20 protein-coding genes are annotated in these 21,063 nt (G+C 66.1%); 3 read left to right on the top strand and 17 right to left on the bottom strand.

What is annotated here, in order from left to right; translation table 11 throughout:
* Positions 1–35 precede the first annotated feature (35 nt).
* The 15 genes from C8J45_RS15985 to C8J45_RS15915 form a co-directional block, all read right to left on the bottom strand.
* The gene (locus C8J45_RS15985) at positions 36–2,195 is read right to left on the bottom strand and encodes a TonB-dependent siderophore receptor (RefSeq protein WP_107964112.1); all 2,160 of its coding nucleotides are present in this window, start codon (positions 2,193–2,195) and stop codon (positions 36–38) included.
* Positions 2,196–2,376: 181 nt separating this feature from the next.
* On the bottom strand, positions 2,377–3,156 hold the full coding sequence (locus C8J45_RS15980) for a glutathione S-transferase family protein (protein WP_107964111.1): 780 nt from the start codon (positions 3,154–3,156) through the stop codon (positions 2,377–2,379).
* 173 nt (positions 3,157–3,329) lie between these two features.
* Positions 3,330–4,769 carry a TolC family protein gene (locus C8J45_RS15975; RefSeq protein WP_107964110.1) on the bottom strand — a complete coding sequence of 480 codons (1,440 nt, stop codon included), beginning with the start codon at positions 4,767–4,769 and terminating at the stop codon, positions 3,330–3,332.
* Positions 4,766–5,845, bottom strand: a complete 1,080-nt coding sequence (locus C8J45_RS15970) for an efflux RND transporter periplasmic adaptor subunit (RefSeq protein WP_107964109.1) — start codon at positions 5,843–5,845, stop codon at positions 4,766–4,768. Before C8J45_RS15970 ends, C8J45_RS15975 begins: the two co-directional genes overlap by 4 nt.
* A complete protein-coding gene (locus C8J45_RS15965; RefSeq protein WP_181321241.1) occupies positions 5,829–7,520 on the bottom strand; it encodes an ABC transporter ATP-binding protein in 1,692 nt (563 codons plus the stop codon). Before C8J45_RS15965 ends, C8J45_RS15970 begins: the two co-directional genes overlap by 17 nt.
* 94 nt (positions 7,521–7,614) lie before the next feature.
* Positions 7,615–8,550, bottom strand: coding sequence for a hydrogen peroxide-inducible genes activator (locus C8J45_RS15960; RefSeq protein WP_258191496.1), 936 nt, complete (start codon positions 8,548–8,550; stop codon positions 7,615–7,617).
* Between the two features lie 122 nt (positions 8,551–8,672).
* Positions 8,673–9,383 (bottom strand): carbonic anhydrase, encoded by a 711-nt coding sequence (locus C8J45_RS15955; RefSeq protein ID WP_107964107.1) that lies wholly within the window; start codon positions 9,381–9,383, stop codon positions 8,673–8,675.
* Between the two features lie 26 nt (positions 9,384–9,409).
* A complete protein-coding gene (locus C8J45_RS15950) occupies positions 9,410–10,075 on the bottom strand; it encodes a DUF2490 domain-containing protein (RefSeq protein ID WP_107964106.1) in 666 nt (221 codons plus the stop codon).
* Positions 10,076–10,273: 198 nt separating this feature from the next.
* Positions 10,274–11,185, bottom strand: a complete 912-nt coding sequence (locus C8J45_RS15945; protein WP_107964105.1) for a hydrogen peroxide-inducible genes activator — start codon at positions 11,183–11,185, stop codon at positions 10,274–10,276.
* A gap of 287 nt (positions 11,186–11,472) precedes the next feature.
* Positions 11,473–12,351: a hypothetical protein gene (locus tag C8J45_RS15940; RefSeq protein ID WP_107964104.1), complete on the bottom strand. Its 879-nt coding sequence runs from the start codon at positions 12,349–12,351 to the stop codon at positions 11,473–11,475.
* Between the two features lie 54 nt (positions 12,352–12,405).
* Entirely contained in the window at positions 12,406–12,591 is a 186-nt protein-coding gene (locus tag C8J45_RS15935; RefSeq protein ID WP_107964103.1) for a hypothetical protein, read from the bottom strand.
* On the bottom strand, positions 12,588–14,117 hold the full coding sequence (locus tag C8J45_RS15930) for a PAS domain S-box protein (protein ID WP_107964102.1): 1,530 nt from the start codon (positions 14,115–14,117) through the stop codon (positions 12,588–12,590). Before C8J45_RS15930 ends, C8J45_RS15935 begins: the two co-directional genes overlap by 4 nt.
* Positions 14,118–14,135: 18 nt before the next feature.
* A complete protein-coding gene (locus C8J45_RS15925) occupies positions 14,136–14,501 on the bottom strand; it encodes a CsbD family protein (protein ID WP_107964101.1) in 366 nt (121 codons plus the stop codon).
* Positions 14,502–14,538: 37 nt separating this feature from the next.
* On the bottom strand, positions 14,539–14,868 hold the full coding sequence (locus tag C8J45_RS15920) for a hypothetical protein (protein ID WP_107964100.1): 330 nt from the start codon (positions 14,866–14,868) through the stop codon (positions 14,539–14,541).
* A 107-nt stretch (positions 14,869–14,975) separates the two neighbouring features.
* Positions 14,976–15,158, bottom strand: a complete 183-nt coding sequence (locus tag C8J45_RS15915; protein ID WP_146168637.1) for a hypothetical protein — start codon at positions 15,156–15,158, stop codon at positions 14,976–14,978.
* A gap of 249 nt (positions 15,159–15,407) precedes the next feature.
* On the opposite strand from C8J45_RS15915, the gene C8J45_RS15910 reads away from it, so the two are divergent.
* Genes C8J45_RS15910 through C8J45_RS15900 form a run of 3 tightly spaced genes read left to right on the top strand, consistent with a single transcriptional unit; the run spans position 15,408 to position 18,009 of the window.
* On the top strand, positions 15,408–17,162 hold the full coding sequence (locus C8J45_RS15910) for a tryptophan-rich sensory protein (protein ID WP_107964098.1): 1,755 nt from the start codon (positions 15,408–15,410) through the stop codon (positions 17,160–17,162).
* Positions 17,159–17,518: a thiol-disulfide oxidoreductase DCC family protein gene (locus C8J45_RS15905; protein ID WP_107964097.1), complete on the top strand. Its 360-nt coding sequence runs from the start codon at positions 17,159–17,161 to the stop codon at positions 17,516–17,518. The genes C8J45_RS15910 and C8J45_RS15905 overlap by 4 nt, the downstream gene beginning before the upstream one ends.
* Positions 17,515–18,009, top strand: coding sequence for a DUF427 domain-containing protein (locus C8J45_RS15900; RefSeq protein ID WP_107964096.1), 495 nt, complete (start codon positions 17,515–17,517; stop codon positions 18,007–18,009). Before C8J45_RS15905 ends, C8J45_RS15900 begins: the two co-directional genes overlap by 4 nt.
* Positions 18,010–18,045: 36 nt before the next feature.
* Here C8J45_RS15900 and C8J45_RS15895 read toward each other — a convergent pair whose 3' ends face one another.
* Both C8J45_RS15895 and C8J45_RS15890 read right to left on the bottom strand, forming a co-directional pair.
* Positions 18,046–20,415 (bottom strand): EAL domain-containing protein, encoded by a 2,370-nt coding sequence (locus C8J45_RS15895; RefSeq protein WP_258191495.1) that lies wholly within the window; start codon positions 20,413–20,415, stop codon positions 18,046–18,048.
* Positions 20,415–21,014: a methylamine utilization protein gene (locus C8J45_RS15890; RefSeq protein ID WP_258191494.1), complete on the bottom strand. Its 600-nt coding sequence runs from the start codon at positions 21,012–21,014 to the stop codon at positions 20,415–20,417. Before C8J45_RS15890 ends, C8J45_RS15895 begins: the two co-directional genes overlap by 1 nt.
* Positions 21,015–21,063: the final 49 nt, after the last annotated feature.

Genomic DNA, 21,063 nt, shown 5'->3' with positions numbered 1-21,063 from the left:
TGGGCGCTCGCGTCCACCGCACATTCGTGCGTCGCTCAGTATCGCACGCTGATCGTACCCATCACCGAGCGCGGTGCGCCGTAATAGCCGCCGTCGAAGTTGGTCGCCGTCAGGTACTTGGTGTTGGTGACGTTGCGCACGTTCACCGCGGCCGAGATGTTCGGGGTGATGCTGTACGCCGCCAGCAGGTCGAGCAACGCGTAATTGCCCTGCCGGCCCAGCCCGGATGGTGAGATGATGCGGCTCTGGTACTGCGCGGACGCGCCCACCTTGAGCGCGGGCAGCATCGGCAGCGTATAGCTGAGGTTGAGCCGGCCAGTGTTGCGCGCGACGTAGCGGCGGACCGGATTGCCCTCGGGGTCCTCGATCCGCATCACGGTGTACCCGCCGGTCATCTGCAGACCCGGCGCGATCTGGCCGCCGACGTCGAGCTCGATGCCTTCCGACTGCGCATCGATCCCGACATAATAGGTGCGGGTGACGTTGTTCTCGACGACGATGCCGGCGGCTTCGGCGGTATTGTCCTGCCGCGTCTTGAACACCGCGACCGTCGCGTTCAACCGGCCGGCGAACCAGTCGCCCTTGATCCCCAGTTCGAGGTTTTCGCCCTCGATCGGATCGATGATGCGCCTGTTGAGGTCGAGTAGCTGGTTCTGCGGATTGAAGATCGTCGCGTAGCTGCCGTAGAGGCTCAGGTTGCGCGTGATATCGACTGTCGCGCCGGCAAACGGCAGGAAGCGCGTCGCGTCGAAATCGGTGTTGGTGCCGTAGGAAAATCCCGTGCTCTTGGCATGCGTCACGTTGCCGCCGAACATCACCTTCACCGCGTCGCCAGGGTTGAACCGAATCAGGCCATAGGCGGTCTCGCGCGTCGTGTGCGTGTTCTGGCTCGAGATCGGATCGCTCGAGAATTCGGTTGGGAAGTTGGGCAGCGGGAAATTGCCCGCGAACAGGTCGGGGTAGGGCAGGTAGGTCCCGATCGTGCTGTTGTCGTAGCTCGACTGCTGGATGTATTCCTGCGCGCTGCGGTTCACGCCGATGTTGATCTCGTGCTCGCGGCCGAGGAACGTTACCGGGCCCGCGATGTAGGCTTCCATCGTCAGGTTGCGCGTGGTCGCGCGGAACTTGCCGGGGTAGCTCTGGATTCCGGTCTGAAGCCCGGTCGCCGGGTCGATGCCGATCCCGTCGGCGTCGTTCCGCAGCGGGTTGCCATACACGTAGAACAGCGTGTTCTTTTCATCGGTGGCACGGCGGATGGCGCTGGCGCGCGCGATCCAGCCATTGCCGAAGCGGTGCGTGATGTCGCCGAAGATCTGGCGGTCGATGACGTTCCAGCTCGACCAGTCGGGCGCGACGTTCGACGAGCGCGAGAAGTTCAACGGCGTGCCGTCGCTGTAAGTGAGCGGTATCGCGCCCCACATCGCGCCGCGGCTCTTGTGATCCTGATGGCCGTACCCTGCGCTGACCGTGGTGTTGGCGCCGAGATCAGCCTCGACGATACCGTAGCCGACCCAGCGGCGCAGGCCGTAGCGGTCGAGATGGCTGTCGCCGTCCTGATACGCACCGACTGCGCGGGCGCGGACGCTGCCGTCCTTGGTGATCGGCACGCTGACGTCGGCTTCGCCGCGATACTGGTCGAACGAGCCGTATTGCCCGCTCGCGCGTACCTGAAGGTCCTTGGTCGGACGCTTGCGGATGAAGTTGACCACGGCGGACGGGTTGCCGGTCGACGAGAGCAAGCCGGGCGCGCCGCGGACGACCTCGATATGGTCGTAGAAGGCGGTGTCGATCGATCCGGTCTGGATTCCGAACGCGAACGGCACGCCGATGCCGTCGACCTGGAACGTCTGGATGTCGAAGCCGCGCGCGGAGAAATACACTCGGTCGGTCTCGCCGGCCTGCACGTTCACGCCGGGAACCGTGGCGAGCAGCGTGTTGACGTCGTTGAGCTGGAAATCCTCGATCTGCGCGCGCGTGACGACGCTGACCGACTGTGGCGTCTCGCGCAACGTCAGGTTGAGCCGCGTCGCGGTGGTCTGGCCGGGGATGGTGTAGTCGCTGCTGCCCTCGGTACGCGCGCCGGTGACGACGATCTCGTCATTGGACTGACCCGTCTGGAGCGCGGGATCGGGCATGGTAACGGACCCCGCGGTGGGATCGGCCGCGGTCAGTAGAACGGCGAGTAAGGCAGACATTTATTTCCCCCAAGGAACCTTTTGCAGGCTCTTGGCGCGTACCAGTAACTAATGCAAGTCAATCTCAATAAGAGGGGGTTCGTGTATCGGGTCTTCTCGGCTTGGCCACGAACTGAACGGGCCCTCGAATTGTGTCACGCCAATTTCGAGGGGGCGCAATCGAGCAGCATGGCCCGCAGCGTCAACCCGGCCAGGAAAAGCGGATCGTGTCGTCGCGCAGTCCAGCGCGCACCACGTCGATGCCGCCCGAGCGAACCATCCACTCGAGCCGGTGATCGCGGTATTCGCGTCGTCGCCCGCCGGTCCGATAATGGTCCGCAGCGCCAGCCATCGCGGACGCCGCCTCGTCGAACTCCGAGAACGTCGCAGCAACCGACGAACGCTCGCGGATCCGGGCTAGCCAACGCGCGAGCGACGTGTCGGAGGCAGGGCCCATGCCGTAATAGGCGGAGCGGTTGACCATTGGTGCGGCTGCGGCGTCGGCCCACCCAAACCGCTCGCCGCCGAACCAGTCGGCGTCGCCGAGGCGTTCGGCGAGCCAAGTCTGAAGCGTTGCCGTGTCACGGGCGGCAGCGGCCTTGAGGCGTCCGGCGAGATCGCCCTCGGCACGCCGGAACCAGAGAAGTTCGCCGAAGCCCCAGTTCACGGCCTCATATTGCGTGTCGCAAACCTCCTCGGTCGTCCTCGCGGCGGCCCGCGCAAGCGCACCGACCGGCAACAGAGGTGGCTCGGGCCAACGCTCCTCGATGTATTCGAGGATTATTGTGGAATCGAAGATCGCGTCGTTACCGTCGATCAGGACCGGCACTTCTCCGCGCGGATTGGCGGCGGCGAAGGGGGTATCGCGCCTTCCGGTACCGAAATCGTCAGGTAGCAACCGCTCGAACGCGACGCCCTTCTCGCGCAAAGCGATCTTCACTTTTTGCGCGTACGAGGAAAGCGGGTGATCGTAGAGTATCATGCACGTGCCTTCGTCAGCAGCTGGAACGGCCTAAGGTACCGGCGGCGCGCTGTCGAGCTAGCCGCCGCCGTGATGTTTGCCGATCCGGACGACGTCGAGCAGGAACGTTATCCGGTCGGAGTTTCGCTGGCCGCCGACCACGAACGACGACTGCCGCCGTGTGGACTGGCGGATCAATTTTCCAGTCGCAACGCTGCACGATCGGCGGTGGCTGCGGCGAGTTCTGCGCGAGCGGAGGCGATCCGGGCCTGTGCATCGATCAGTCGCACGCGGGCGTCGGTCGCAGTTTCCTCGCGCTGGTTGACGAGGAAGAAATCGCCTGAGCCCAGCTCGAAGCGACGTCGTTCGGCGGCCGCAAGGCGATCGGCGAGGCGGCGCTCCTCGTCCGCGATGGCCGCCAGCCGTTCGGTGGCATCGACCGCGATGACGATCCCGTCGACCTCGACGGCGATCTGATCGCGCAGGAAGCGACTGCGTTGGCCGAGCGCGTCGATCTCGGCCCGCGCTTCCGCGACACGACCCTTGGCGGCGCGGTTCTGCAAGGGCACGCTGAAGCGGAACCCGACCGTGGCTTCGAGCGGCGTACGGCTCGGGCCGCCGAGACCGACGGCACCGAGGTCCTTGCCGACGTCGCCGCGCAGATCGAGCCGCGGCGAAAGATCGTTCTCGGCCAGCATCAGCTTTGCGGTCGACTGGTCGATCCGGGTCAGGATCGCGCGATAGTCCGGGCGCGCAACGGGGGCCTTGATCGGGGACGCCGCCGCCAGACCTGCCAGCGGCGTCGTGTCCGGCGGCAGTCGCTCGGCCGATACGAGTAGCGGTGCGCCGTTGTCGTCGCGCAGATATAGCGACAACGCGTTGGCCGCGCTCGCGATATCCTGCTCGGCGCGAACGACGAGGGCGCGTCGCCGGACGAAATTCTGGTCGTTTTCGGTGAGCAATATTTCGGGTCGGGCGCCGAGCGTGACCAGGCGGCCGATGGCGCCGCGGCGACGTTCCGCGAGGTCCAGCAATTCGCGGTAGGCGCGCAGTCGCAATCCGGCTGCGACCCAGCCCTGATAGGCGTCGACCGCGCGCCGCTGCACGCCGATCGCGACCATCTCGCCCTCGAACCGGGCGACGTCGATATCGGCGCCGGCAAGGGTACGGCGCGTACGGCGTTCGTCGACGACCCGGTCGCGCAGCAGCGCGAACAGCGCGCCGACCTTCGCCTCGCCGGCGCGGTTGGTATAGGCCTGGTCCTCGTAGACGGGGAACGTGCCCCGCGATGCGCGGTAGTTGCCGTAGAGATACCCGCCATTGCCGGTCAGCGGCCGCGTTGCGCGACCTTCGACGACGGTGCCGTCATAGTAACCGGCCACGCGCGACTTGCCGTCGACATCGAACACGGTGTCGAACGCACCCTCGGCGGACAGCGATCGGCCCTCCGCCTGGCGGACGCGGGCCAGCGCCTCGACGATCTGCGGCGCGGAGCGGGCGGACGATCGCAGCACCTCGTCGAGCGTCAGTGGCGTAACCACGCCGGGAGACGCGACCTGCGTGCTGGACAGTGTCTGAGCGCTCGCCGCCACGGGGCACAAGGCGATGACCGAGCACAGGAGGAGCCGGATCATTTCTTCGCTCCCTGCTCGTCGCCGGCCTTCGAGGCAGCAGCCTTCGCATCGTCCTTCGTCGGCGCGGTGGGACGGCGACCGAACTCCAGCGGGAAGTCGTTGAGCTGGCGCCAGAGTTCGTAACCGACCAGGACCGTCTCGCCCTGCACCCAGCCGCGGACCTTGCCGCCGGGACGTGCGAACTCACGTGCGGGCCAAGCCGGCTTGCCCGGTTGCGGTTCGACCAGGATGCGGAACAGCCCGTCGACCGCGGCATTGGGATCGATCGTGCGGACGCGGCCGTCGAACATGCCTTGCGCCACCGATGGCCAGCCGCTGAACTGGATCGCGGGCCAGCCTTCGAATTCGAGCCGCACCGGTCGTCCGGTCCGAAGCAGCGGCACGTCGCGTCCGTCGACGAACAGCTCGACCGCGCGCTCGATGCGCTCGGGTGCGATCACCGCCAGCACCGTACCGGGCGACACCATCGCGCCTCCGGTTGCGGCGTTGAGCTGCTGGACACGCCCCTCGCGTGGTGCGCGGACCATCTGCACGGACTGGCGATTGAGCTGGATGTCGATCCGGTTGAGCTTGGCGCGCGCCTCGGCGAGCTTGGCGCCCGCATCGGCGACCTTGATCTGCGTCTGCTCATAGTCGCGCCGCGCGGCCAACCCTTCGGCGAACAACTGCGCCGTCCGCGATACGTCGATCCCGGCGACCGCGCGGCTCTGCTGGATCGCGGCGATCTCCGCCTGGACCTGCGCGCGCTCGGCACCGAGGCGGGACAGCAGGTCGGGATCGAGATCGACGACGCGCGCGATCGGATCGCCCTTGGCGACGTGCTGGCCGTCATGGACATACCAGCGCTCGACGCGGCCCGGCACGAACGCGGTGACCTGCTGCTGCCGATCGTCGGGATCGAGCGCGACGACCTGGCCGGTCCCACTCGCGGTCTGCACCCAGGGGACCAGCGCCATGATCGCTCCCGCGGTCGCGACGCCGATCGTGAGCATCCAGGCCAGCGTCCTCGCCACCCGGGGTGGCCGCATCCTACCCAGCGTGGGGAAATGTGCGGAACGATCAGGCGTGTACGGCATCGGTCGCCTCCTTCCGCGTGGCCGCGATCAGCGCCTCGCGCGTGTCGAACCGCCGCTGTCGACGGGGATCGAGCTGGAACCAGCCATCGAGGCTGATGTCCTCGGGCCTGCCGGTGCAGAGCAGCGTCGTGGTCTGCGCCGCCTTCAACTGGCGCAGCACATTGACGAGCCGGTCGGTGGGCACGAGATCGAACAGTTCGGACAGCATCAGCACGCGTGGGCGCACGAGCAGCGCCTTTGCCAGCTTCAACGCGATGACCTCCGCGATCGACAGCGGAAAGCCCGATGCCGCCAGTGGCGTATCGAGCCCGAGCGGCAGCCGCGCGATGGCGTTGCGCAGGCCGACCATGGTGAGCGCGTCGAGCACCGCGCCGGGCACAGAAGTGTCGTTTGCCAGCGTCAGATATTCGCGGATCGTGACTTCGACGATGGTCGGACGATCGAGCACCATGATCTCGGACCGCAGCCGATAGGTGTCGAACGTCGCCATGTCGGCACCGCCGACGGTGACCAGACCGCGCTCGGGAACGAGGTGGCGCTTCAGCACCATCGCCAGCAACCGCTCGGCACTACCATCGGACAAGGTGACGAGCTGCTCGCCCGCCGCCAGCGCGAAGTCGAAGCAGGCATGCTCGATCTCGACCTCGGCGAGCTGCACGGCGCCATCGACGGGCGCCTCGCCAGCCTTGGCTACCGCGGGCTCCTGCGGGATCGCGAACAGCAGCGACAGCTCCTCGGCACTGGCTACCAGATCGTACAGCGTGTCGAGATACCAGCCGAGCTGCGACACGCCGTAGAACACGCCGCTCAGGATCAGTTCGGCCGCGACCAGTTGGCCGATCGACAGTTCGCCGCGCAGGATCAGGCTTCCGCCGAGCGCGAGCAGTGCCGCACTGGCAAAGGCGTAGAGCAGCAGGAATGCGACCGTCTGCGCGAAACTGTAGCGGAAGTAGCGACGGTGCCGCTCGACATAGGTCGCGGTGACGGCGTCCGAACGATCCATCGCGAAATCAAGATGGCGGCTGGATTTGTAGAAGCCGTTCGACGCACCAAGGCTCTCCAGCCAGCGTGCGGCATCATGCTTGGCGTGGCTGAGCGCGACCGCGGATCGGATCGACCCACGGGACCAGAGCAGCCAGATCGCCAGCACCAGCACCACCAGCAGCGCGTTGAACGCGAGGAAGAACGGATGGTAGAAACTGGTGACGACGAGCCCGACGACGGATTGCAGCAGGATCGTGAACCCGCCGATGATCAGGCTCGGCACGGCCTTCTGCACCACGACGAGATCGAAATAGCGGTTGAACAGGTCGCCACGGTTCTGGTCGGCGAAGAACGGGTTCTGGGCGTGGATCGCACGCGTCGTCACCTCTGATACGACGCGTGCGAACGCGTGCCGCTCGAACAACGCCATGATCCAGAATCGCATCGCGCTGAGGCCGGCGACGAACAGCAGCAACAGCAGCAGCAACCCCGCCAACGTCCAGAGCGGCGCCGGCAGCGCCGTGTTGGCGACGTTGTTGATCAGCAGCTGGACCGAGATCGGGGTCGCCAGCGACAGGAGGCTGATCGCTACGCCGTAGACCGCGGCAAGCCGCAGATACGGCATGTCCGGTCCGACGATCTGCCCGAGCCATTCGCTTGCCTCGCGCCAGCCGATCCGTTCGTGTGCCACTTGCATCATCCAGCGTCGTTGCAGAGGCGCATAGGGTCGGCGATCGGGGCTATTGGTACAATATTGCGCAGGCTATACTGTCGATAGGATTATCCTATGGCCCCACGGCTCGCAGCATGTCCGCGATCAGCCGATAGGCGGGTGAGCGGCCCGCCCCGACGCGCCACAACAGCCCGATCTCGCGGTAATAGCGTCCGCCCTTGATCGGTCGGACGATCACGTCGTCGCCGTCACGCACCTCCTGCCGGACATAGAGTTCGGGCAGCAACGCCAGCCCCATCCCCATGCCCGCCATCTGGCGGATGGCATCGAGGCTGGTTCCTTCGTAATCGTTCAGCATGATGCCGCCGACGTCGGCAGCGATTTCGGCGACCTGTTCCGCCAGCCGGTACTCGGGAACCAGCGTCAGCAGGTTCTGGCCGCGAAGATCTGCCGGTTCGATGGCGGACTTGGCGGACAAGGGATGATCGGTCGCCATCGCCAGCCAGAGCGCCTCGCGAAACAGGCGTTCGGTATGCAACGCCCGCCCCGCGACGGGCAGCTGAAGCAGGATCAGGTCGTGATCCCCTGCGACGAGTCCGCTCGTCAGCGTCGACGGCAGCCCTTCGCGGATGTGCACGCGCAACGTCGGATGTTCGCGGTGCAGTCGCGCAACCAGGCTTGGCAGCAGGTACGCGCCCAGCGTCGGCGACACGCCAAGCCGGATCGTCCCGACGAGCGCATCCGCCGACGCCGCCCGCATCTCCTCCAGGTCCGTCACGTCGAGAAGGATGCGCCTTGCCCGCTCCAGCGCCTCGCGCCCGAGCGGGGTGAGGAGCGCCGGACCGCCGCGCTCAAACAGCGGCGCGCCGATCACCAGCTCGAGGCCGCGGATCTGCTGCGACAGCGACGGCTGCGATATCCCCATGCGCTCGGCGGCGCGGGTGAAGCTCCCGGTCTCGGCAAGCGCGACGAAGTAGCTGAGCTGGCGGGTCGTGGTGCGCGGGCGGTGCATGCCCCATGCTCTCGCGCCACCGGTCGTGAGACGCATCCTAATTCGTCCTGTCTGGGGGGCGCGGCCCCGTCATGCCGGGCGCTTCGGCTCCACTCAGGAGAGCCTCGTTCCGGCATGACGGGGTGAGTTCGGAAATGTCGTGACCCGGACGATCCGTCCTAGAGCCAGCGCACCGCACCAGTCGCCAGGCTGTAGACCGCTCCGACGACCTTCAGCTTCCCTTGGCGCTGTGGTTCGAGCAGCATCGGCTCCGAATAGTTCTGCAATCGATCGACCATGCGGCGGACATTCTCGTCGATCGTACGGTTCAGCAGGGTCTCGTTCGTTGCGCCGGCGCGCCGTGCGACCAGAACCGAGGGAATGATCGGCTCGATCATGCGCCCGATGCTGCCCGGCAGCCGGACATCCTTGTTCACGACGTCCACCGCGGCCGCGACGGCCCCGCATTTCTCGTGCCCCAGCACCACGACCAGCGGAACGCCGAGCGCCGTGACCGAATATTCGATCGAGCCCATGCCCGCGGTATCGACATTGTTGCCGGCGGTGCGGACGATGAACAATTCGCCGAGGCCCGCACCGAACAGCTGTTCGGGGCCGACCCGCGAGTCCGAGCAGCCGACGAGCGTCGCGAACGGCTGCTGACCCTCGGCGAGTGCGAGACGCCGCGCGCGCGACAGGTCGGACTTGACCGGCCGATCCGCGACGAACCCTGCATTGCCGTCCTTCAGCCGTCGTAACGCCGCGTCGGGGGTAAGCTGGGGAGTGGCCGATACGATCGGATCAGCCGCGCCGGCAGAGGTCGCCGTCGTTGCGGCTGCAATCGATGCGAGCGTGCCGGTGGTCAGAATGTCACGTCGGGAAATGGTCATGGATCGTCCTTTCAGGTGAGGGAACTTCAGAATCGGGCAACCAGGGTGATCTGCGCGATATGGTTGGGACCGGGCCGGTCGCGGCCGACCAGCGTCTGGTTGAGATAGCCGATCTCGGTCGACAGTCCGGGCTTCAGAGGAATACCGACACCGGCAAAGGTGCGGACCTGATCGAGCCCGGAGCGGACACCCCAGCGCGTGTCGGCAAGTTCGAAGAAGACTTCGCTGGTCACGATGGCGGACGGCGCGCCGGGCTTGCCCAGCGGCATCACACCGCGCAGCATCTGGCGTGCCCGCCACGACGTTCCGCTCGCATTCTCGCGCCACCGCTGTTCGGTCCGCGTCCGTCCAATCAGCCGCAGCTTCGGGGACGAATGCAGCGTGACGAGCAGCTGCTGCCAGGTGCGATGCTCGGTCGATGACGCACGATCCTCGACCGGCGTGTTGCGAAAGACCGCATAGCCTCCGTAGATCGAGAGGTCGGGCGATGGCTCCCAGCCAAGCCCGAGCCGCAGGTTGCGTTGCCCGAGGTGCCCGATGTCATCGATGACCCGGATCTGCCCTTCGGCCCACACCCCGAGCTGCCCCCGGACGGTTCCGCTTGCGAGGAAGCCGCCCCATGCCTGGACATCGCTCTGCGCCAGCGCGGGTGTTGCCCCGAGACAGGTGACCATCAGGGCGGACAGCCTCATTATTGTCGCGAACTGCGGCGGAGGACCTCGCTGATCCTTCAAACGCTTGCGTGATACGGCCACGAAGTCTCTCCTTCCATTCGCGAGGATGCCACCTGATCGGGGCGTTGCTCGCAGGATTGAAATGGCCGTTTCGGTATCTTCGCGCCAATCGATAGTTAAGGCGCTTTTCGATAGGCTGACGCTATCGATGTAATGTTAGCGACAAGCGTCCATGATCCGCGTCGCGCTGTCGGACACGCGGGCGGCGATCATCGCATACAGCGCGCCGTTTGCCGCGTTCTCACGCCAGCTGGCTGCGATCATCCGGTGACCGTTCCAGCCATCGGGTCGCAGAATTCGGATTCCTGCGTCACCACCCACTTCAGAACACATGTAAAGCTTCGGTAGGATCGCAAGTCCCAGACCCGTCGCTGCCATCTGCCGAAGACTGTCGAGGCTGGTGCCTTCATAGTCGCGTAACAGGACCATGCCGTATCGCTCGCACAGGATCGTGCCCTGTCGGTGGAGGTGATGCCGCGGATCGAGGCTCAGCACTTCGGCGCCACGTAGATCCTCCGCCGTCACCTGGCTGCGCTGCGCTAATCGGTGGAGCGGCGATGCAACGAGCACCAGATCTTCGCGGAACAGTGGTTCGATCGAGAGTGCGTCACCGTGAATCGGTAGCGGACCCAGGATCATGTCGAGCTTGCCGCGTGCAAGCTCGAGCGTTTGTTCGTCAGGAATGCCTTCTCGAATATAGAGCCGCAATCCGGGATGATCGCGCGTCAGGTCGGCAATGACGCCAGGTAAGAGATACGGCCCAAGCGTCGGCGTCACCCCGAACCGGATCGTCCCGACGGCGCTATCGCGGGAGGACGACGCGAGATCACAGATATCCTGTCGTTCTACCAGAAGCTTGCGAGCACGGTCTGCGATATCCCGCCCGATCGGCGTCAACTGCGCTCCGGCCAGCTGACGCTCGACTAACGTGATGCCGAGTTCCGTTTCGAGCACGCGAAGCTGTTGGCTCAATGTTGGTTGGGAAACATGCACGGCTGCGGCAGCGCGGCGGAAATTCTGGGCGTCGGCGATCGCCACGAGATATTCCAGCTGACGAAAAGTTGGCATGCTGGCTCCCGCTCATTTGCTGTGAAATGTTTAGATGCCGGCAGCAGGCGTGTCACTTCCACAGACCGAACATCCTATCTTCAGGCAACCGCACGCAAGCGTAACGGCTGCTGCCGCGAAGCCGGGCTGGCCGGGGCTACGGGCTTTTCTAGGTATGCGGTCGCCCGTCTGAATGGCCCGGATCGGCTAGCGAACGCTCGTGCAAAACGATGAAGGGCGCCAACCCGTTGACCGGGTAGCGCCCTCCTTTCGGTATCGAAACCGGTCGTTATCGGAACCGGTCGATATCAGACCCGACGACGAGCAGCCGCGGTGGCGCCGAAGCCAGCGGCGGCAGCGCCGATCAGCAGGGCGATCACGACCATGAACGACGTCCCGGCAGCTGCACCGGCGGCGGTGTCTGTCGCGGACTTCGCGGTTGCGATCGTCTCGTTCTTGGTCTTCACGAACTGCGCCTTGGCACGCGTCACCTGAGCCTGGGCTTCCGGACGGCTGATCTTGCGCTGGGCGGCGACGATGTCGACGATACGGCTCTCCGCGCGGACGCCGTCCTGGCCACCACGGGCAAGTGCCGGCAGTTCCTGGGCGATTTCCTTCTGGGCCTGTTCCGGCGTCATCTGGGCGGGATCCGACGGTGCGGTCGACAGATAGGCCGAAGCCTCGTCGCGTACGTCGGTCACGTCGACGTTGGCGACGTCGGCAACCTTGGGTGCTGCTGCACCAATGCCGCTACCGGCTGCGGTCGCGACCGAACCGACGGTGCGGAAGGCGCCGCCGATGATTCCGCCGACGGCCGATGTCAGCAGGTACAGCGTGAGGATCAGCGTGACACCCCAGACGACCAGACCGTGGACCAGACCGTCGAACCGGTCCTGCACGCCGGCCACGCGCGCTGCGGCATAACCGCCTGCACCGAGTGCGATCACCGTGGTGATGATCCAGTAGATCCCGGCACCAATGCCGAAGCCGGCCGCGCCGGGGGTCGTGCCTTCGACGGGATCGACGAGGCTGAGGCCGATGCCGGTGCCGAGGATGCCCAGCACGAGCTGGACCGCGATCGCAAGCACGACGCCTGCAAAGATCGCGCCCCAGGATACGCGCGTCGGGGTCTTCGCATAGCGAACGTCATCGACCGGCAGGACGCCGGGCGTCAGATGGGTAGCCATAATCACTCCTGTTTATTCGTAAGGGAATTTCTGAAACGCTGTCGGCGGACCGGGTCAGTCCTTGCCATCGCTATCGATCGGCGGATCGATCGGGTGTTCGGTCTTCGCCTGTCGGGCGCCGGCCTTGCTTTCGCTGAGGCCCTGCTTTTCGACAGCGGTGTCCCCGATGATCTTGCCGATGGCCTCCTGGACGGAGCCCTTGGCCCGACGGGTCCGCGCCTCGTCCGACTTGCTCGTCATGCTGCTGCGTCCTTCAAAGTTGGGCCGCCGCGCTGCGGTATCGGCATGGAGTCGCCGTCGAACCCGCGGGCGCGTGCCCAGGCAGCGGCGGCGTTGCGGCGATTGACGCCGATCTTGGCGTAGATCCGGGCGACGTGGTTGCGCACCGTGTTGCCGGTCACGTCCAGCGTCCGCGCGATCGACTTGTCGTCGAGCCCGCGACAGATCAGCGCGAGGACTTCGCGCTCGCGCTGCGTCAGCTCGTCGAGACCGACGCCCGCCGGTTCGGCATCCGGCGTGCGGATGCGCGCGAGCTTTTCCATGATCGACCGGCTGAGCCAGCTCGTGTCCTTCATCACCGCTTCGATCGCGTTGACGAGTTCGCGCTCGGACGCCTTGCGGACGCTGATGTCGCGCATCGCCCACAGGACACAGGCCTCGTCGCCCAACCGGATCGGTTCGGCCGACACGATGCAGTCGAGGACGTGGCCCTCTTTCGACCGGATCCGGACCTCGCGGTCGCGGATCGGCTGGCCCGCCTCGATATCCGCTTCTATCGCCTGGCGAAGGGCAGGGGTCTCCCACAGCTCGACATCGCCGAGCGGACGACCGACGATCTCGGAGGAATATCCGGTCAGCCCGGTGAAGGCCTCGTTCACGTCGCACAGGCGGTGGCCGTCCAGCGCGCCGATCGCCAGCGCGACCGGCGCAAGGGAGAAGGTTCGCATGAACCGTTCTTCGCTATGCCGCAGCGCAGTCTCGGCTTTGCGGCGCGGTTCGAGATCGGCGAAGGTGAACAGCATGCAGGATTGATCGCCGATGTCGATCGGCTGACCGGCGACGATGACGAGCTTGGTACTGCCATCCGGCAGACCGAGCTCGGCTTCCATCTGCGGAATCGTGCGTCCTTCTGCCAGTCGCCCCTTGGCCAGATCGCGCTGTTCGGCGCGTTCCAGCACGTCGATATCGTACACCGTCCGCGACAGGATCGTCTCGCGATCATGCCCGGTCATGTCGATGAAGCCCTGATTGACCTTCACGAAGCGAAGATCGCACAGGCGACAGATCACGGCCGGTGCGGGGTTCGCGTTGAACGACTGTTCGAAACGATCCTCCGCCTCGAACCGCGCCGAGACGTCCTGGATCACCATGACCAGGCATTCCGGTTCGTCCGCGTCGTTGGTCAGGACGAGGCTGCGCACCTGATGAACCCAGCGCGGTTCCTCCTCGCCCGCCACGGCGACCTCGACCACGACTTCCGAAAACGCCTCGCCGGACACCACGCGCTCGATGGGATAGTCCGCATCGGTCAGCTTGTGGTTGTTGCGATAGCGCAGCTGGAAACGCTGGCGATACTCGTCGACATCGGTCCCGAGTTCCTCGACGGATGCGACCCCGTGCATCCCGAGCGCCGCATCATTGGCCCACAGGATACTCTGGTCGGGGTCGACCAGTATGACGCCTTCGTCGAGCCCCGCGATGATCTGGCGCAGGTGGCGCAAATCGGCGGAGTCGCGAAGCGACTTGAGGGCCGGAGCCAATGCCACGATCTCAGTCGTCCCGGATCAGCTGCGCTGGCCGTGGACGAACCAGGCGATGCCATAGCCGATCGCCGCCGCACCCAGCGCCCAGAGGACGGGGGCGTCCTGCGCCGATGCCTGGGCGGAACGTGCGCCGCGCTTTGCCGCCTCGGCTGCCCGCTCGGCGGCGTCGCGTGCATCGCTGCCGATCTTGTCGGCGAGTTCGGGTGCACCGTCGACGACGTCTTCGATTGCCGACTTCGCGCGCCCGTACAGGTTCTGGGCGCCGCCAGCGACCTGATCGACCACGCCGTCGACCTGCCAGTCGCGGCTGTTCACGGTGTCGCCGACGGCCTTCTCGACCTTGCCACCGACATAGCGGGCGCCGCCCTGGAATTCGTCTTTGTTCATTGGTCTGTCCTGTTCGAATGAGGAAAAGCTCGGATCGTCACGGCAGCACGCCGCACCCGGCGGCGGCCTTGCCGACCTCAAGTGCGATCGCAGGATCCTTGAGCTGCGCCGCGACGCGGACGAGGTCGGATGCGGTCAATACGCCCGGCGTGGTATCGCCCTGCCGATACGCCGCGGCGGCCTTGCCGAGGCGCTGTAACTGGCCCAGCGACAGGTTCGCCTGAAGCCGGCCGCCGACGCAATCGGCACGGCTTTCATCCAGGCCATAGCGCTGAAGGCCGGTCGAGATCCGGGTCGCCGGAGCGGCGCAACCGACGGTAATCGTCAGCAGGGCTATCGCCCCACCGTTTGCGAGAATGCGTTTCAAGGATGATACCCCGCCTACCGGCCGAAGCGACGTTGCAATCGGACCGGACGCATAAAGCGTGAGGTAACCACTTGGTTCCTGGTAGTTTTGTGTAAAGCGCCTGGGTCTTATGTACTAGTTTGGGACAGCGATCTGGTTGCGTACATCTTGGCGAACCGGCGATGCAGCATCCGTGTAGAGCTGTCGCTGGCGATCTCGGCACGCTGTTCGTGCCATGCCGCCCGTCCCCGAAAATAGGTCCGGTCGTCGTCGCTATAGCCCGTAAAAATCGTCTCGGCTTCGTCCGTCACGGCGATAGCTCCCATGTGATCAAGCGGCATTCGTTATGCCAACACGGGGCATTGCGCGTGATCAGAAATATCCAGTCGTACAGGTAGAAATGTCAGAACGTTGGGACCGACAAAACTACTTCCGGCGCCGTCCATTGCAGCGATGCTCGCCCGGACAGGACCGGCTCGAACCGAATTTGCGTGCCGGGTCGGATGCGCGGCGACCTTAACGCGGCCTCGGCCGTTGTGCGGTGCAGAGGAGAGCGTTTCATGTCCCGCCAAATTCTGATCACCGGTGCGAGCGTTGCCGGAAATACCGCGGCGTGGTGGCTGGGTCGCGCCGGTTTCGACGTGACGGTGGTCGAACGCGCGTCCGGGTTTCGCGATGGTGGTCAGAACATCGACGTACGCGGATCGGGTCGCGAGGTGCTGCGACGGATGGCGCTGGAGCAGACGGCACTCGACGCGGGCACCGGTGAAGAGGGCACCGCCTGGGTGGACGGCGATGGCAGGATCGTGGCGCAGTTCCTGACGGCGGAGATGGAGGCGGATGGGCCGACCGCTGAGATTGAGATCCTGCGCGGCGATCTTGCGCGGCTGCTCTACGAACCTGCGGCGGAACACGCGGCGTATCGTTTCGGCGACAGCGTGACCGCGATCGAGCAGACCGATGAGGCGGCGGTCGTGACCTTCGCCAGCGGCAGCACGGAGCGGTACGACGCGGTCATCGTCGCCGAAGGCGTCGGTTCGGCCACGCGCGGGCTTGTCTTTCCGAACGAGAACGCGCCGCGCTGGATGGATCTCACGATCGCCTATTGCACGATCCCGCGGGCGTCCGGCGACGATCGGCTGTGGCGCTGGTACAACGCGACCGAGGGACGCAGCGTGTCGCTGCGTCCCGACCGTCATGGTACTACGCGTGCGATGCTGTCGGTGCAGCAGCCACCTGGTGACGAGCAGGATTGGAGCACGGCGCGCCAGAAGGCTTGGCTTCGCGAACGCTTCACCGACGCCGGCTGGCAGTCCGCGCGCGTGCTCGATGGCATGGACGCGACCGACGACTTTTACTTCGATGTGTTGCGGCAGGTGCGGATGACGCGGTGGTCGAAGGGCAGGGTCGTTTTGATCGGCGATGCCGCGTGGTGCGCGACGCCGATCGCGGGCATCGGAACGACGCTGGCGATCACTGGCGCCTATGTGCTCGCGGCCGAGATGGCACGGAGCGAGGATGTCGCCACCGCCTTCGCCGCCTACGAACAGGCGATGCGTCCGATGGTGGACGATGCGCAGGGCGTCCCCAAGATCGCGCCACGACTGATGAATCCGCATAGCCGGCTGGGTATTCGTCTGCTGCACGGTGTGTTGGGCATGGCGAGCCGGCCGGCCGTTCGCAGGACGGCGGGCAAGCTGTTCGGTGGTCGGTCGAAGGCGCCAGACCTGTCTCGCTATGTCGACGCGACGGCGGATGTGCCAGCCGGCATTGCGGCAAGCCGTGCGCAGCCCTCCAGCGCTGTGCCATCGCCAGGTGGGCTGTCGCCGCTGTTGGCGCTTGGTGCGGTCGGTGTCGTGCTGGGCGCGAGCGCGATCGTCGGACGGCGCAACGCGCCCGATCCGTCGCATCCCGGGATCCGTCGTTGGTATCGCCGGCTCGACAAACCGGGCTTCACGCCGCCCGATGCGGCATTCGGGGCGGTCTGGCCGGTGCTGGAAACCGGCCTTGCGGTCGGCGGCTATCGGTTGTTGCGGCAGCCATCGGGCACGACGCGCAATGCAGCGGTCGGGCTCTGGCTGCTGAACACCGCCATGGTCGGCGGCTGGACGCAATTGTTTTTCCGCGAAAGGCGCCTCGGGACGAGCGCGGTCGTATCGGGCGCCATGGTCGCCTCCAGCGCAGCCTATGTCGCGACCGCCGCCAAGGTGGACAAGCCGGCCGCGGCGGTCGGCCTGCCGTTCGTTGCGTGGCTCGGCTTTGCGACCTTGCTCGCCGAACGCATCTGGCGCGACAATCCGGACCAAGGGAAGTGACGCGCGTCACCGTCTGGCACGACGGCAATTGCCCGCTCTGTCGCCGCGAGATCGCGATCATGAGACGGCTGGACCGGCGCGGCAGGATCGATTTTATCGATGCGACCGGTGCGGACGATTGCCCGATCGATCGCGCCGCGTTGCTGGCGCGCTTCCATGCGATGGAGGACGGGCGTTTTCTGTCCGGAGCCGCTGCGTTTGCCGCGATGTGGCGCGCGATTCCCGTGCTTCGGCCGATCGGTCTGCTCGCGCGGTATCGCCCCGTACTCGACCTGCTGGAGCGCGCGTATCTGCGCTTTCTGAAGGTGCGTCCGCGCCTGCAACGCTGGTTGGGCAAACACGAGGCGAAGGCATGAGGCTGAAGCCGGATCCGGTCGCGCCCGGACAGGAGAGCGTCTGGCACTATCCCCGGCCGGCGATTGCCGAGCCAAGCCAGCGCCGCATCGTCATCGAGCATGCCGGTATCGTCGTTGTCGATACCTCCGCGGCGGTACGCACGATCGAGACCAGCCATCCGCCAAGCTGGTACGTCCCGCCGGATGCGATCACGCAGGGACTGCTCCGTCGATCGACGCGTCGCTCGTTCTGCGAATGGAAGGGCGAGGCGCGATACTGGAACGTCGAGATCGGCGGACGCACCTTCACCGACGTCGCGTGGAGCTATCCCGATCCCACGCCGGCCTTCGCCATCCTGCGCGATCACGTCGCCTTCTATGCGGGGCCGTTCGATCGCTGCTCGGTCGATGGCGAGCGCGTGCGACCGCAGCCTGGCGGGTTTTATGGCGGGTGGATCACGTCCGACCTCGCCGGTCCGTTCAAGGGCGTGCCGGGTAGTATGGGTTGGTAAGCCGGTAGCAGGCCATCGACCGCGATCGCCGCATCGTCAGGCTGCCTTGAGCATCACCCGGCCCAGCAATCCGGCGATGTGCCGACTCTCGACGGGTCTGCTGAACAGATAGCCCTGGATATTGCCGCAGCCTTCGTCGCGCAGCCGTTCGAGCTGGTCGATGTCCTCTACGCCTTCGGCTGTGGTTTCCATGTGAAGTGCGGTGGCAAGATCGACGATCGCGCGGACGATCGCCGCCGCGCTCGGATCGCATGCTACGCCGGTGACGAACGAGCGGTCGATCTTGATCTTGTCGAACGGGAAGCTGCGCAGATAGCTCAGTGACGAATAGCCCGTGCCGAAGTCGTCGAGCGCAACGCGGATGCCCATTTCGCGCAGCCGGTGGAGCAACGCGACGACCGGCGCCTCGCCCTCGAGGAATATCGATTCGGTGATCTCGATCTCGAGCCGGTCGGGCGACAGGCCACTGTTGGCGAGCGCTTGCAACACGATGGCCTGGAACCCCGCGTTGCGGAACTGCAGCGGCGAAACGTTGACCGCGACACGGACGTGGTCGGGCCAGTGCACGGCCTCGCGACATGCCTCGTGCAGCACCCAGGCGCCGATCGCCACGATCAGCCCGGTTTCCTCGGCGATCGGGATGAACGCGAGCGGCGGCACCAGGCCGCGGGTCGGATGATGCCAGCGCAGCAACGCCTCGAACCCGCCGATCCGGTTCGCCTTCAGATCGAATACCGGCTGGTAGTTGAGCACGAACTGTCCATCCCGAATCGCGTCGCGCAGATCGAGTTCGACTTGGTGACGCTCGCGCGCGGCGGCGTCGAGCGCGGGTTCGAAGAACCGGAACACGCCGCGCCCGTCTTCTTTGGCGCGGTACAGCGCAAGATCGGCGTTCTTGAGCAGTTCGTCCGCGGTGTCGCCGTCGGCCGGACCGATCGCGATGCCGATGCTGATACCGGTCGCGATCAGATGGTCTTCGGCCTCGACGGGGTCGCGCAGTGCGTCGAGCAACGCCTGCGCCAGCGCACGAGGCCGATCGGGTTCGCACGGACCCGACAGGATAATCGCATATTCGTCGCCGCCGAGCCGTGCGACGAGCCCGTCGGGGGCCACGTCCGCCAGCCGCCGGCCGACCGCGGCGAGCAACGCGTCGCCGATCGGATGACCGAGCGTATCGTTGATTCCCTTGAACCGATCGAGATCGAGACACAGCACCGCGACCGTCCCGCCGCCGTGCGCCAGCCCATGCCGGCCGACCTGCGAGATCGCCTGGTCGAGGGCCTCGCGGAAATAGATGCGGTTGGGCAGGCTGGTCAGCGGATCGTGGAACGCGAGATGGCTGATCCGGTTCTCGCGGTCGACGATACCCGCCGCCATCCGGTTGAAGCTGGCGGCAAGCCGTCCGATCTCGTCGGTACCTTCGACGATCGCCGGCACGCGGCTGCCCTGTTCGAGGGCCTTGGCGGCGGTGTCGAGCGCGGCGATCGGCTTGGCGATGCTGCGCGCGAGCCGGCTGCTGCCGAACAGTACGAGCAGCAACCCGACAAGCCCTGCGAGCGCGATGCCGCCCTGCAACGGCAGATAGGGCGCGAGCGCGGCATCGAGCGGATAGCGGATGAGGATCGCGGCCTGTGGCTTGCGCCCCGTACCGGCCAGCGGCTTGGCGAGGGCGAACGCCCGCCCGGCGGCGAGATCGAGCGTCGCCAGCGCGCGTCCGGACTGCGATCGCTCGACCAGCGCATCGATCGCGCGCGAGCTCCGGATCGATCGATCGGTCGCCTGCCAATGCCCCGTGGCATCGCGCTGCATCATGGTTGCGATCAACGGGATCGACGACAGGCGTTCGAGCGCACGCATCTCCGCCGCGTCGAGCCGCACCGCAAAGACCACCCAGCCGATCCGGGTCGGCGCCAAGACCGGCGACAGTACCAGCCGGTAGACGTCGCCGCCAACCGCGACGACCGCGTCGTTGCGCCCCTCGGGAACCGCGAACGGAAACGGTGCCAGCGCCGATTCAAGTGCGCCGGAGGGGCCCGTGACCTGCCCGTCATTGTCGACCACATAGGCTGCCGATACCGACGCCCGGGTCGCCAGGTTGGCGAGCGCGGAGGCGATCGTCGGCCGATCGCCGCTCGCCACCGCCGCACGAAATCCGAAATCGCGCGCGAGCACGTCGGCCGAACTCGACAGGGATTGCGCGCGCAACGCCCAGAGCCGGTCGTATACGCTGCCGCTGGTGGTGAGCTCGGCCCGGACGGAGTCGCGCGCGTGATTGCCGATCATCACCTGAGCCACGAACGCCAGAAGCACCAGTGCGACCACGAACAGGCCAGCGTACAGCACCGACAGCTTCGTTCGGAGGCGCTTGAACCGCGGGCGCGCTGCCCGGATCTTCGTCAGATCCATCATCGGTGCAGCGCGAAGATCGTCGTCAGCCCGGAGGATCCGACGGTCACGGGCTGCGACGCGGTGCTGCCCGGCGCACGGATCGAGGGGTGCCAGACACGCACCGTCGCGCGCCCCACCGGCACGCCGTCGATCGTGACATGCCCCGCGCCGTCGGTCAGCGCCGCAAAGGGCGTCGCGGTGACGTAGACGAAACCGTTCATCGCATCGTGGATGTTGCAGCCGAGCGGCACGATGCCGGGTTTGTCGAAAACCACAGTCCGCGCATCTTCGCGACCATAGAGCTTCAGGTCGAACTTCTTCGCCTTCGAGAAGGAATAGACATGGTGCCGTACCTTGTCGCGGTTCGGAAAGCCGACCGTCGCGCCGACCGGTACGATCAGGACGTGCGGCTGGAACGCGATGTCGCGCTGTTCCACATTATAGGGTCCGCGCACCGTTGCCGCGGGCGCCTTGGGCGTTTCGATCGTGACGACCGCACCGGCCAGCGGTCTACCGTCGATCGCGCGGATATCGATCGAAACGGTCGCCGCAGACCCGGTCGAGGGCAGGCCGAGGCCGAGGAGAGCAAGAACGAGCGGAAAGACGCGGTACACCATACCAGCGAGGTTAACGCTGCGCGCTTTCGAACTCGTGAAGACGTTGTTT

Source organism: Sphingomonas sp. PP-CE-3G-477, assembly GCF_003050745.1.
GTDB lineage: Bacteria > Pseudomonadota > Alphaproteobacteria > Sphingomonadales > Sphingomonadaceae > Sphingomonas.
Note: the sequence above shows the minus strand (reverse complement) of the source record. Positions and strands in the feature narration are given on the sequence as shown.